12 protein-coding genes are annotated in these 13735 nt (G+C 46.6%); 3 read left to right on the forward strand and 9 right to left on the reverse strand.

Annotated features, from left to right (window positions below; all coding sequences use genetic code 11):
- Window positions 1-115 precede the first annotated feature (115 nt).
- Window positions 116-754, reverse strand: coding sequence for a murein L,D-transpeptidase catalytic domain-containing protein (locus tag A4R26_RS18375; RefSeq protein WP_081166123.1), 639 nt, complete (start codon window positions 752-754; stop codon window positions 116-118).
- Between the two features lie 235 nt (window positions 755-989).
- A complete protein-coding gene (gene dxs / locus A4R26_RS18380) occupies window positions 990-2921 on the reverse strand; it encodes a 1-deoxy-D-xylulose-5-phosphate synthase (RefSeq protein WP_081166126.1) in 1932 nt (643 codons plus the stop codon).
- Between the two features lie 239 nt (window positions 2922-3160).
- On the opposite strand from dxs, the gene A4R26_RS18385 reads away from it, so the two are divergent.
- The 3 genes from A4R26_RS18385 to A4R26_RS18395 all read left to right on the forward strand — a co-directional run bounded on the left by A4R26_RS18385 (window position 3161) and on the right by A4R26_RS18395 (window position 6461).
- Window positions 3161-4216, forward strand: coding sequence for a sensor histidine kinase (locus A4R26_RS18385; protein ID WP_242674948.1), 1056 nt, complete (start codon window positions 3161-3163; stop codon window positions 4214-4216).
- 8 nt (window positions 4217-4224) lie between these two features.
- Window positions 4225-4959 carry a LytR/AlgR family response regulator transcription factor gene (locus tag A4R26_RS18390; protein ID WP_207625781.1) on the forward strand — a complete coding sequence of 245 codons (735 nt, stop codon included), beginning with the start codon at window positions 4225-4227 and terminating at the stop codon, window positions 4957-4959.
- A 221-nt stretch (window positions 4960-5180) separates the two neighbouring features.
- Window positions 5181-6461: a M28 family peptidase gene (locus tag A4R26_RS18395; RefSeq protein WP_081166129.1), complete on the forward strand. Its 1281-nt coding sequence runs from the start codon at window positions 5181-5183 to the stop codon at window positions 6459-6461.
- Between the two features lie 121 nt (window positions 6462-6582).
- On the opposite strand, the gene argH is transcribed toward A4R26_RS18395, so the two are convergent.
- The 7 genes from argH to argC all read right to left on the reverse strand — a co-directional run bounded on the left by argH (window position 6583) and on the right by argC (window position 13718).
- The gene (gene argH / locus A4R26_RS18400; RefSeq protein ID WP_081166132.1) at window positions 6583-7884 is read right to left on the reverse strand and encodes an argininosuccinate lyase; all 1302 of its coding nucleotides are present in this window, start codon (window positions 7882-7884) and stop codon (window positions 6583-6585) included.
- A gap of 18 nt (window positions 7885-7902) precedes the next feature.
- Window positions 7903-8979 (reverse strand): M20 family metallo-hydrolase, encoded by a 1077-nt coding sequence (locus A4R26_RS18405; RefSeq protein WP_081166135.1) that lies wholly within the window; start codon window positions 8977-8979, stop codon window positions 7903-7905.
- Window positions 8972-9757 (reverse strand): acetylglutamate kinase, encoded by a 786-nt coding sequence (gene argB / locus A4R26_RS18410; RefSeq protein ID WP_081166138.1) that lies wholly within the window; start codon window positions 9755-9757, stop codon window positions 8972-8974. Before argB ends, A4R26_RS18405 begins: the two co-directional genes overlap by 8 nt.
- 11 nt (window positions 9758-9768) lie before the next feature.
- Window positions 9769-10755, reverse strand: a complete 987-nt coding sequence (locus tag A4R26_RS18415) for a Rossmann-fold NAD(P)-binding domain-containing protein (protein WP_081166141.1) — start codon at window positions 10753-10755, stop codon at window positions 9769-9771.
- A gap of 245 nt (window positions 10756-11000) precedes the next feature.
- Complete coding sequence (locus A4R26_RS18420; protein ID WP_081166144.1) at window positions 11001-12146, reverse strand: aspartate aminotransferase family protein; 1146 nt, start codon at window positions 12144-12146, stop codon at window positions 11001-11003.
- 95 nt (window positions 12147-12241) lie between these two features.
- Complete coding sequence (locus tag A4R26_RS18425; protein WP_081166147.1) at window positions 12242-12601, reverse strand: four helix bundle protein; 360 nt, start codon at window positions 12599-12601, stop codon at window positions 12242-12244.
- Window positions 12602-12698: 97 nt separating this feature from the next.
- The gene (argC, locus tag A4R26_RS18430; protein ID WP_081166150.1) at window positions 12699-13718 is read right to left on the reverse strand and encodes an N-acetyl-gamma-glutamyl-phosphate reductase; all 1020 of its coding nucleotides are present in this window, start codon (window positions 13716-13718) and stop codon (window positions 12699-12701) included.
- Between the last annotated feature and the right edge of the window lie 17 nt (window positions 13719-13735).

Consider the following 13735-nt stretch of genomic DNA (forward strand, 5'->3'; position numbering starts at 1 on the left):
TGTGATAATGTGATAATGAATGCAGGCTTTGGTGAGTGTTTCACATGAACGCTATAATATTTAACTGCCTTTGCCTCGTGGTAAAGGCAGTTTTGTTTTCAGGTGCAGCGGTTCATTAGTTTTGATCAAAAGTAAACAGCAACATGGGCTTTGAGGAACTATCGATCATAGCGGCCAGCTTTTTCAGAAATGCAGCCGATACGGTAGGACAGCCATCGCTTTGACAAATGGGTAACGGATCAACTTCTCCTTTGGGCACACAACTATGCGAATGCAAAACCACAAACCGCTTAAAGGCATTGCTGTTGGTTGAATCGAGCCCATGTAACTTATACGCCAGCCCGAACCTGCCCTGGTAATGGTTTCCGATCTTATACTTTCCCAAAGAGGTACAGCCACAACCGATGGTATTGCCGTACTTCCGGCCTTTCAACCATTCCTGGTTACAACGGCCATGCGCTGCCAGTCCGGCATCGAGAACAACATCCTTTTGCAAATCGTAAACAAAGAGCCGGTTCTTACCCGATTCAATGCTCATATCTGCCAGTAAACAGGTTTTGGTATTATACCCATGTTTTTTTGCATAAGAGAGTAAGGGCTTTGCATGAAGGGACAACCGGGTCAATAGTTTTTTATTCGAATCATCGGTTACTGTATGATGTGTTTTGCGTTTGATCTTTGAATAATACCAGCCCGCGCCTGCCAGCAGTATAAAAAACAGCAGGCCAATGGTAGTGAGAATGATGCGTTTCATGGTGAAAGGGTTGTGCGTACAGAGACGCTGACATAACGGAAATCCATACTGAAAATGAGCGGAACGGTGTTAAAGATTAGTTACTAGGTACCAGTTACCGGGTACCAGATTCCGGGGCTTTAATTTCGGACAGTTTGATTTTTTTCGGCGTCTTGCAACCGGCAACTGGTAACCGGTTACAAAATAAAAGACCCCGACTATCGCCAGGGTCTCATATGAATAACTTTCGATATTTCTATCCTAACAACTGAGTCACCGTAATCTTTCCTTTCATCATTGAGCGAACGGTTTCTGCAATGGCCTGCGCATCATAATGGCATTCATTGTACAGTTCTTTGGGGGTGCCGTGTTCAACAATACGGTCGGGAATGCCCAGTATTTTCACTTCGGCTTTGTAGTTGTGTTCTGCCATAAACTCAAGGATGGCGCTGCCAAAACCACCTGTAACTGTACCGTCTTCAACCGTAACAACTTTGTCGTACCTGCTGAATACTTCGTGCAGTAAGGCTTCGTCGAGCGGTTTAACAAAGCGCATATCGTAATGCGCGGGGTTCAGGCCGTCCATCTTTAATTCCCGAATGGCGGTAGTGGCAAAATTGCCGGGATGGCCAATGGTAAGAATGGCCACATCCTGCCCGTCTTTGATCTTTCTGCCTTTGCCGACAGGAATTTCCTCAAAAGGAGTTTTCCATTCGGGCATTACGCCTTGTCCACGCGGATAGCGGATAACAAATGGCCAGTCCATACTATCGAGCTGGGCGGTGTACATGAGGTTTCGCAGTTCGCTTTCGTTCATTGGTGCGCTGATAACCATATTCGGAATGCAACGCATATAAGCGATGTCGTATGCTCCGTGGTGAGTAGGGCCATCTTCGCCAACCAGACCGGCGCGGTCGAGCACCAATACTACCGGCAGCTTTTGAATGGCTACATCATGCACTACCTGGTCGTAGGCGCGTTGCATAAATGACGAGTAAATATTACAGAACACCCGCATGCCCTGTGTGGCCATGCCGGCGCTAAGCGTTACGGCATGTTGTTCGCAAATGCCCACGTCGAATGCGCGGTCGGGCATTTTATCCATCATGAATTTGAGCGAAGAACCGGAAGGCATGGCGGGTGTTACGCCAAAGATCTTATCGTTCTTTTCTGCCAGTTCAATGATGGTATGTCCGAAAACATCCTGGTATTTGGGCGGCTGCGGCGTGTCGAATTTCTTTTTATAAATTTCACCGGTGATCTTATCGAACAGTCCGGGCGCATGCCACAGGGTTTGTTCTTTTTCAGCCAGGGCGTAGCCCTTTCCTTTGGTGGTGATCACATGCAATAACTTGGGCCCGGGAATGTTTTTGAGATCCTGTAACGTATCAACCAGTTTGGTAATGTTATGCCCGTCTATAGGACCGAAGTAGCGCAGCTTTAAAGCTTCAAACAGGTTACTGCTTTTGTTCACGAAGCCTTTTATACTATGCTCGAGCTTGCTCGCCATTTCGCGGGTAAAGTTCTTACCGATAGGCAATTTGCCCAGCGCCTTCCAGATATCGTCTTTCAGGCGGTTATAGGTATGAGAAGTAGTGATATCGGTTAAATATTCTTTCAGCGCGCCCACATTGGGGTCGATGCTCATGCAGTTATCGTTGAGAATGATCAGCACGTCGGAATCGGCCACGCCGGCATGGTTCATGCCTTCGAAGGCCAGGCCGGCGGTTAAAGAGCCATCGCCAATAACCGCAACGGATTTGCGGTTCTCCCCCTTATATTTCGCAGCCATGGCCATGCCGAGGGCGGCGGAAATAGAGGTGGAGGAGTGGCCTACGCCAAAAGTATCGTATTCGCTTTCGCTGCGTTTGGGAAAACCACTGAGACCGTGATATTTACGATTGGTATGAAATTCCTCGCGGCGGCCGGTGATGATCTTATGGCCGTATGCCTGGTGACCTACATCCCATACCAGTTGATCGTATGGGGTATTGTAGATATAATGCAATGCTACTGTAAGCTCAACCACACCCAAACTGGCGGCAAAATGACCTCCATGAACACTCACCACATCGATGATATATTGCCGTAATTCGTTACAAACCTGGTGTAACTGCTCTCTGCTCAAATGCTTAAGATCTGCTGGGGAATTGATGGTCGTCAACAATGGGCCGGGCGTGATCTCCATTTAATTGAAATTTTAGCGACAAAAATACATCTTTAAATCATGAGCCCTAACAAAGGCTGGATTTTAACAGAACAAAAAAACGTGCCGCGACCGGGAATATTCCGGCATGGGCAAAAAGGGGTGGAATTACTGACAATTTCACTACTTTGTAGTGCCGGTAACCTATTTATACGGCCACATATCCTAAATACTGACCCCGAGCGGTCTAATTGCCTAGATTTGTTATAGTTCCAACAAGCATGATGAAGAAGAGAATTTCATATTACTGGCTATGCCAGATCATAGGCTGGAGCGCCTATATAGTGTTGTTCATATTTTTTTACCTTACCCTGCGTACCCGCATACAGCCTTCTTTTTATCAGATGCTGGTTTCGGAAGCCTCGCTGGGGTTTATCATCACGCACATAATGCGTGCTTTTATCCAGAAGTACAAGCTGGTTGATAAGCCGGTAAATGAACAGGTGATCTACATTATTCTGATCTCTATCATATTCACATTGATTTATGGTACCACCACGGCTAAGCTGGAAGAATGGCTTGAGTTTGAGTCGGAGAAACAGCGGCAGCTGACCTTTGTGAATAAAATGATCCGCATTTCGCTGGGGTATTTTTTTATCATCATTGTGTGGAACCTGATCTATTTCGCGTACCACTATATCGTAAAAACCCGGCAGGCGCAGTTGGATAAGATCAGGCTTGAATCGCTGGTAAAAGAACTAGAATTAAAAACCATAAAAGCGCATATCAACCCGCATTTCATTTTTAATGCGCTTAACAGTATCCGCGCCCTGATCGATGAAAATCCCAATCGCGCCCGTAATGCCATTACCGAGCTCAGCAATATTCTGCGCAGCAGTATGCAGGCCGAAAAAGTAGAAACGGTGCCTTTTGAGAAAGAACTGGGCATTGTGAAAGATTACCTGGCGCTGGAATATATCCGCTTTGAAGACCGGCTGAAAATAGAATACCAGATAGATGAAGATACGCTCGATCAACCGGTGCCGCCCATGATGCTGCAAACACTGGTAGAGAACGCCATTAAACACGGTATAGGCAAACAAATCGGGGGCGGACTGGTAAGAGTGATCTCCGATTTTAAAGAGAATTTCCACGAGCTGGTGGTGTTGAATACCGGTTACCTGAACGGGCATGTGCAGGATGGCGATGGTTTTGGGTTGTTCAGCACCAAAAACCGGTTACAGTTATTGTTTGGTGAAAAAGCTAACTTTGAAATAAAGCAAGTGGGATCTGATCTGGTGGAAGCCCGCATACTGATCCCTGTTGAAATAAAATAAAACCAGTTATGATCAAAGCCATTATTATCGACGACGAACGGCTGGCCAGAAGTGAGCTGCGCAAACTGCTTATGGACTTTCCTGAAATTGAAGTGGTGGCCGAAGCCAGCAATGCCGGCGAAGGTGTTGAAAAAATTGAGAATATAAACCCCGATCTCATTTTTCTGGATATACAAATGCCGGGTAAAACCGGTTTCGATATGTTGTCGGAGCTTGACAAAGCGCCGCACGTTATTTTCACAACAGCTTATGATGAGTATGCGTTGAAAGCATTTGAGGTGAACGCGCTCGATTACCTGTTGAAGCCCGTAGAGCCCAAACGCCTTGCCGATGCTATTCAGAAGCTGCATTTGCAGGAAGAGCGGGAGCAGGGGCCCATGGTGCCTGTAAATTTTAACCGCAGTATTTTAAGCGAGAACGACCAGGTGTTTGTTAAAGACGGCGAGCGCTGCTGGTTTGTAAAGCTGAGCGATATCCGGTTGTTTGAAAGCGTTGGCAACTATGCCAAGGTTTACTTCGGTCCCAATAAACCGCTTATATTGAAATCATTGAACGCCCTGGAGGAAAGGCTCGATGAGAAAACTTTTTTCAGGGCCAACCGGAAGCATATAGTGAACCTGCGGCTGATAGATAAAATTGAACCATATTTCAATGGCGGTCTGTTGCTGGAACTGAAAGGCGGGGAAAAGATAGAAGTGAGCCGCCGCCAAACGGTGAAGTTCAAGGAAATGATGAGCTTATAAATGCTAAATGCTGAATGCTAAATGCTGAAGGCTGAAAGCATGAACCCGAAATTTCTGGCCCCCTAATTATAGTTGAAGTTCACAAGGGTTTAGCATGCAAAAATACTAACCCCATGGGTTTGGTAAGCAGAACAATCGCGAGTGAGCGTTCAGCCTTAGGCCTTCGGCGCTCAGCAAATATTAGCAGGCCTGTATTTGTTATGAAATCTCGAAAAATAAATATGCATCGCTACTTTATCCTTTTATTGCTGGCAAAGCAAACCGCTTATTGCCAGCATATCGATAAGATCATTAATGCAAAGGAAGTTGAACGCATCGAGCGCATATTGAGCGCCGATGATATGGGCGGCCGTAAGATCTATACGCCCGGTATTGACAAGGCCGCTGCATTTATTGCCGACGAATTCAAAAAGGCCGGTTTACAACCCGTAGCCGGAAAATCATACCTGCAGGAGTTCGCCATGCTGCGCATCAACCCCGTACAGGCCGGTGGTACATTGAACGGCAAACCGCTGGAAGAGCGGAACATTGCGGCTATTACAGCGAAAGAAGAGCTTTCTATCAACCAGGGTTCGGGTTACACAATGAAAGTGGTTCAGGCCAAAGATACGCTTGGCAGTATCGTTAGCCGTTTACAACGCACCGGCGGCGATCACCTGTTAATGGTCGATACCATTCACCGGGCGATGTTTGAAAGGCTGAAAAGAGGCGGCCGTTCGCAGTTTACCCCTAAAGGAAATATTGTGCTGGTAATGGCCAATGAAGAAGCGGGAGAATATTCCATACAGGTAAAACAAACCGTAAATGCCATGCCGCTGAAAAATGTGGTGGGTGTTTTACCGGGTAAATCAAAGAAGGAAGAATATGTGATCTTCAGCGGGCATTACGATCATTTGGGTATTGGCCGTGCGAATGCGGCCGGTGACAGTATCTACAATGGCGCCAATGACGATGCAGCGGGTATAACAGCGGTCATCATGCTGGCTAATTATTTCGCCAAAAAGAAAGACAATGAACGTACGCTCATCTTTGCTGCCTTCACTGCAGAAGAAAGCGGTGGTTTTGGTTCCACTTATTTTTCGCAACAGTACAACCCCGACCAGGTAATGGCCATGTTCAATATTGAAATGATAGGCACTGAAAGTAAATGGGGCACCAATTCCGCATTTATAACGGGATATGAGAAATCTGATATGGGTAAGATCCTGGAGAAAAACCTGGCGAATACCGCATTCAGGTTCTACCCCGATCCATATCCTACACAGCAGTTGTTTTACAGAAGCGATAACGCCACGTTGGCGCGACTGGGAGTACCGGCGCATACCATTTCCACTTCGAAAATGGATAGTGAGAAGTATTATCATACGCAGGAAGACGAAATTGAAACGCTGGATATGAACAATATGGCGGCCATTATAAGGGCCATTGCCATTAGTTCAACTACCATTGTGGCGGGGAAAGATACTCCTACGCGGGTGACAAGTGAGAGCTTGAAAAGGTGACCTGTTACCAGGTACCGGTTTCCGGTGGCCAGGCCCTAAATTTCTGTATTCCTGCCAATAATCAGGTTGCTTGTGTTTTCTGCCCGGTAACCAGAAACCGGTAACCGGCAATTCGTCTACACTAGCTAAATTTCTCCAACACCCTGTTCATTACACCCGTGATCTCCGCATTGCACAAATTGCCGATGCTTCCTTCATGAACGTGGTTGAGCTGCTTTTTATAATCGAATGAGAATTCTCCTTTTTCAATCTGGTTGCCTACCTGTTTATACGCTTCGCGGAAGGGAATGCCTTTGTTCACCAGTTCATTCACGGCTTCTACGCTGAACAGGTATTTGTATTTTTCATCATCGAGTATATTGCCGGTAACCGACAGGTGCTGCAACATTAACCGGGTCATTTGCAAACATGCCTTCAACTCTTCAATAGCAGGGAATAAAATTTCTTTTGTCAGTTGCAGATCGCGGTGATAACCTGATGGCAGGTTCGCCAGCAGCAGCGACAGTTCGTTAGGAACAGCTTGAATACGGTTGCATTTGGCGCGGATCAGCTCAAATACATCGGGATTCTTTTTATGAGGCATAATGCTGCTGCCGGTAGTTAATTCGACAGGGAAAGAAATAAACCCGAAATTCTGGTTTATGTACAGGCAGGCATCCATGGCCAGTCGGCCGATGGAACCGGCAATACCGGCCAGGGCGGTTCCGATCACCTTTTCTGTTTTACCACGGCTCATTTGCGCATAAACAGAATTCCAGTTCAATGTTTTGAAACCTAATAATTCGGTAGTGCGTTTCCTGTTCAGAGGGAAAGAAGAACCATACCCCGCACCGCTTCCCAACGGATTCTTATTGGCAACATGATAGGCTGCTGCCAGCAGCTCCATATCGTCGGTCAGGCTTTCGGCATAAGCACCCAGCCATAAACCGAAGGAAGATGGCATGGCGATTTGCAGATGGGTGTACCCTGGTAACAGGATGTCTTTGAATTTTTCGCTTTGCGCTATCAGCAGATCGAAGGTTTGCTTTACTTCATCTCTTACGGCCAGCACTTCTGCGCGCAGATACAGTTTTATATCAACTGCAACCTGGTCGTTGCGGCTGCGGCCGCTATGTATTTTTTTTCCGGCATCACCTATGCGCCGGGTAAGTGTAAATTCAACCTGGGAGTGAACGTCTTCAATGCCTTCTTCAATTGTAAAGCGGCCATGTGCTATGTCGGCGGCAATTTCTTCCAGTCCTTTTATGGCGGTATCGGCTTCGTCTTTCGACATCAAACCCACTTCAGCCAGCATGCGAACATGCGCCATAGAACCCTGCACATCGTATTGGGCAAGCAGAATGTCGAATTCTTTGTCTCTGCCAACAGTGAAGGTTTCTACCAGTTGGGATGTATTGGTGGTTTCTTTACTCCACAATTTCATGGTTGAATTATTTGCTGGTTATTTCACAATTTTTTCAAGTAACTGCACATACAACTCAATTCCTTCAACAACTTCCTCCACATAAATATACTCATCTGCCGTATGACTTCTTGCTGAATCGCCGGGGCCCATTTTCAATGCCTGGAAGGGCATTAAGGCTTTGTCAGAAGTAGTGGGCGAGCCGTAGTAGGTTCTGCCTAAAGCTACGCCCGACTGAACCAACGGGTGGTCAAGCGCAATGGAAGTAGAACGCAAGCGCGTACTGCGGGGCACTACCTCACACTGTACATGTTTATGAATGGTTTCAAGAATGTCTTCAAAGGTATACAACTCGTTCACCCGGGTGTCAACCACAAACTTACATTGTGCAGGCACCACGTTGTGGGCTTTGTTATCGGTTTCAATAACGGTCACACTCATCTTTACCGGCCCCAGCAGGTCGCTCACCTTAGGGAAGTGGTACCCCTGAAACCATTCTATGTCCTTCAATGCTTTGTATATACTGTTCTCGCCCTCATTGCGGGCGGCATGGCCGGCTTTGCCCTGCGCAGTGCAGTCGAGCACCATCAGTCCGCGCTCGGCTACGGCCATTTGCATTTGCGTAGGCTCTCCTACAATGGCGCAATCTATATTGCCAAGGTGGGGGAGCACCAGCTCGATACCGTCTTTACCGCTGATCTCTTCTTCGGCAGAGGCGGCCAGCACAACATTGTATTTCAAACCGGGCTGCTGATTGAAATACAGGAATGTGGCTATCAGTGCCACCAGCGGCCCACCGGCGTCATTGCTGCCGAGACCGAATAATTTCCCGTCTTTTTCAACGGGTGTAAAGGGATCGAGTGTATAGTTCTTATTGGGTTTTACCGTATCGTGGTGCGAGTTCAGCAAAATGGTAGGCTTGCTGTCGTCGAAATGTGCATTGCGGGCGTATACGTTATGTTTAACGGTCTTTACCGGCACGCCATGCTTTTCGAGAAAGGCTTTCAGGATATCAGCCGTTTTATCTTCTTCCTTACTGAATGAAGGGGTGCTGATCAATTGCTTCAGCAATTCGATAGCGCTTTGCTGAAGTGTATGTAAGTTATTATTACTCATGTACAATGCTTGTTCCGGCCTTACCGGTGATGAGATCGCTTAACTGTTCGGCTTTACCTATGATCACTTTCTTTACACCGCTGTTCAATGCGGCAAACGCATTATCCAGCTTAGGGATCATGCCGGCGAATATTTTTTGTTCTGATTTTAATTGCTGGTAACAGGCAGGGTTAATGGATGGAATTACTGTGCTGTCGTCATCTGCATCGAGCAGTACACCGCTTTTCTCGAATGAATAGATCAGTTGCACATTGTACAGGGTGCTCAATGCATTGGCCACTTCCTGTGCAATGGTATCGGCATTGGTGTTCAGCAATTGTCCTTTCTGGTCGTGGGTAATGGGCGCCATTACTACACTTATCTGCTGATCGATAATACTTTTCAGCAGGCTGGTATTGATTGCGTCTACATCGCCGGCAAAACCATAATCGATAGTAGGGTGATTTCTTTTATGCGCCAGGATCACATTCCCGTCGGCCCCGCTTAAACCGATGGCATTACAGTTATTAGCCTGTAACTGGGCCACAATATTTTTATTGATATAACCGGCATACACCATGGTCACTATCTTTAGCGTTTCGGCATCGGTGATACGGCGGCCATCGATCATCTGTTGCGGAATGTTCATTTGCTCAGCCAGTTTGGTGGCCAGTTTACCACCGCCATGGATAAGGATCTTATGGCCATTTACCGCTGCAAAATCTTTCAGGAACGACGATAATTTTTTTTCATCATCGATTATGTTACCGCCTATCTTAACAACATATAATGCTGACACTGTTTGCTGGTTTATTTTTGAGATGCTAGTATTTCGCTGAGAACGGCCTGTGCTGCCCATACCCGGTTCGATGCTTCCTGTGTTACAATGCTGTTGGGCCCGTCGAGTATTTCATCGCTCAGCTCTACATTGCGCCTTACGGGCAAACAATGCATTACTTTGGCATTGTTGGTGGTGGCCAGCTTCTTATTGGTAAGCATCCACTCGGGATCGTTGTTATAGATCTTGCCGTAATCTTTGAATGTGCTCCAGTTTTTTACATATACGAAATCGGCATCTTTCAATGCTTCATCCTGGTTGTGCGTGATCGTAGCGCCTTTGGTGAACTGTTCATCCAGTTCATAGTCCTCGGGATGCGTTATAACAAAGTCAGCTTTTCCCCAGGCGTTCACCCATTGTGAAAAACTATTGGCCACACATTGCGGCAACGGCTTTACGTGCGGCGCCCAGGTAAGCACGATCTTCGGCCGCTTGCCGCCGGCCTCCCCCCGGCCGGGAGGAGTGGTATTATTAAGGCACTCTGTTATCGTAATAATATCTGTTAAGCTCTGCAATGGATGCAGGGTAGCGCTTTCGAGACTAACCACCGGAATGCCGGCGTATTTAATGAACTGTTTTATATAAAGCTCGCTGTAGTCGTCTTCGCGGTTCTTTAACGAAGGGAACGTACGAATGGCCAGAATATCGAAATAGTTACCCATAATGGGCGCAGCGTCTTTTACGTGCTCAACGGTGCTGCCGCTCATGATGGCCTCATCTTCAAATTCAAGCGCCCAACCTTCCTGTCCTACGTTGAACACGATAGGCTCCATGCCCAGGTTTTGTGCGGCGATCTGGGTGCTAAGGCGGGTTCGCATACTGGGGTTCAGAAATAACAAACCTATACGTTTGCCTGCTCCCAATGTTTTATCTTTAAAACGATCGGCTTTGTATGCCAGCGCTTTTTTTACCAGTGCATCTATCTGCGGCACATCGTGCACACTTGTAAAATTTTTCATGCCTTAGCGGGAAGGAATTTTAATGATGAAAAAATGCTTAATGCTTAACGCTAAAGGCTAACTCAAAAATTTCAGGAGTTTCCTTCTGCATTCAGCATGCTCGTATATGTTCCGTTTTGTCTTTTACGTTCTGTTTTGCGCCTTCAGTCTTCTGCACCTTCGCGCGGTTCGAATGAAGAAGGCAGGCCGGCCGGTTCGGAATGCGCCTTTAGCTTTTAGCGTTCAACATTCGGCGTTCAGCGTTTTTACGCTTCGGCGCCAACCTGAACTTCTTCTTTAATGGCCTCCAGTAACTGGTCTGCATCTTTTTTGCGCAGGGCCAGTGAAGGCAGCAGCCTGATCACATTCGGTTTCGCTTCGCCGGTAAAGATCCTGTGTTTCCACAGCAGGTTTTTGCGAAGGTCTTTGTATTGTTCGGGCACATCGAAACCGATCATCAAACCCCGGCCGCGAACATTTTGCAGTTGGGGGATCTTCTTAAGTTCATCCATCAGGTATTGTCCAACTTCAGCGGCGTTCTGAACCAGGTTCTCTTTTTCTATCACTTCCAGTACGGCCAGTGCGGCAGCGCAGGCAAGGTGATTGCCACCGAACGTGGTGCCCAGCATGCCATGTTTCGGCTGTAAGTGAGGTGCGATGATGATACCGGCAACAGGGAAACCATTTCCCATACCTTTTGCCATGGTATAAATGTCTGCGTTCACGCCGGCAAAGTCATGCGAGAAGAATTTGCCGCTTCTGCCGTAACCGCATTGTACGCTGTCGGCAATGTAAACGGCGCCATGCGCATCGCACAACCGCCTGATGGTTTGTAAAAACAACTCGCTGGCTACATTGATGCCGCCCACGCCCTGTATGCCTTCGATGATCACCGATGAAATTTCTGATCCCTGTTCGGCGAAGCAGGCTTCAAGCGCAGCTACGTCATTGAAGGGAAGAAAAATTACATTCGATGTCTGGTTCACCGGCGCTACAATAGAGGGGTTGTCGGTGGCAGCAACAGCCAGAGAGGTACGTCCGTGGAAAGATTTCTTAAATGCAATTATTTTTTTGCGGCCATTATAGAAAGAGGCCAGCTTTAATGCGTTCTCGTTTGCTTCGGCCCCCGAGCTGATCAGGAATAACTGATAGTCGGGTTTGCCGCTGATTGTTCCCAGTTTTTCGGCCAATTCTTCCTGCAACGGCATTTTTACCGAATTGGAATAGAAGCCTACTTTGTTTAACTGGTTGGTAATTCGTTCAACATAATGCGGATGGGTATGGCCAATAGAAATTACCGCATGACCACCATACAGGTCAAGGTATTGTTCTCCTTTGTCATCCCATACGTTAGAGCCTTTGGCCTTTACGATGGCGATGTTGTTGATTGGATATACATCAAAAAGCTTCATAATTAAGTGCTTAATGCTAAAGGCTGAAGGCTTAAGGCAATACAAAATCTTAGGGGGTATTGCTTTTGGCAGGCAGCTTTTGTTCAAAATAAATATTACGATCTGCGAACAGATTTAATGAGATTTATTAGTTTGGCCTTTATCTCGTTAATCTTTCTATATATTTTCCTAAATTCTTCTTCTTTAATATATCCCAGGTCTTTTCCCAATAAGAAACAATACTCCAGCTCGTGTGTCGATCCCAAAGACATATCTAAAAAATGAGCAAAGTCACTATCGGAATTTCGACCACAACCTTCAACAATATTGAAGGAGATAGAATAGGCTGCTCTTTTCATCTGGCGCGCCAAATCATATTGCTCTGTTGAGGGAAAAGAAGGGATTACTTGTTTATATACAAATAAGACCATATCATGAGCATTTTTCCAAACCTCATACTTCCTATAATCTCTCATACAATAGGTTTTTAAAGACCTCATTGCATCGTTTTAACTATGAAATCCCCCTATTGTATCTGTATTCGCCTTATGCTTTAAGCCTTCGGCCTTCCGCCTAGAAATAATTCGCCTTCAGCTTCAACCCCGCGCTTTCATCTAACCCAAAGATCAAATTCATATTCTGCACTGCCTGGCCGCTGGCGCCTTTGGTAAGGTTATCGATGGCGCTGTGCACAACCACCTTCGTGCCTACTTTTTCCAGTTGAATGATACATTTATTGGTATTCACCACCTGCTTTAAAAAGATCTCGCTTCTGCTCAGCACCGTAAACGGCGCATCCTTGTAAAACTCTGTGAACAGTTCCGTGAGCTGTTCCATCTTCCAGTCGCAATCGATCAGTGAGCTGATAAAGATGCCCCGGGTAAAATCGCCTCGCCAGGGAATAAAGCTCAGCGCTTCCGATGATCCATCGGCAGTAACAGGCGAGAACGAAGACTGCAATTGCTGTATCGACTGCGTGATCTCTTTTAAATGCTGGTGCGTTAAAGTTTTGTAGGCCTGAATGTTATTGGCGCGCCACGAAAAATGCGAGGTGGTTGATAATCCTTGTCCGGCCCCGGTTGAACCGGTGATACCGGTTGTATATACCGATTGCAGCAAACCGGCTTTTGCCAGTGGCAGTAAGCCTAACTGTATACCGGTTGCAAAACAGCCGGGGTTGGCAATATTTTGTGCGGTTCTGATCGCAGCCTTATTCAGCTCGGGTAATCCGTATACGAATTGCCGGTTGCCGATTGACGACTTCGCGCTTAACCGGAAGTCCTGCGATAGATCGATGATCTTTATTTTATCGTTTACTGTATATTCTGTCAGGAATTTGCGGGCATCGCCATGGCCTACGCACAGGAACAATACATCGATGCTGCCATCCTGCAAGGGAGAGAGGTCATCGTTGAATTGAAGGTCTGTTTCGCCTATAAGATCGGCATGAACCTGGTAAACAGGGTTGCCGGTATTGCTTTTACTGTTTACAAAGGCGATCTCCACCTGAGGATGATTGATCAGCAACCTGAGCAACTCACCACCGGTATAACCGGCGCCACCTATTATGCCTGCTTTTATTTTCTGACTCATAATTAATAGAAATTAAA

Origin of the sequence: Niastella populi (genome assembly GCF_002078015.1) — a bacterium.
GTDB lineage: Bacteria > Bacteroidota > Bacteroidia > Chitinophagales > Chitinophagaceae > Niastella > Niastella populi.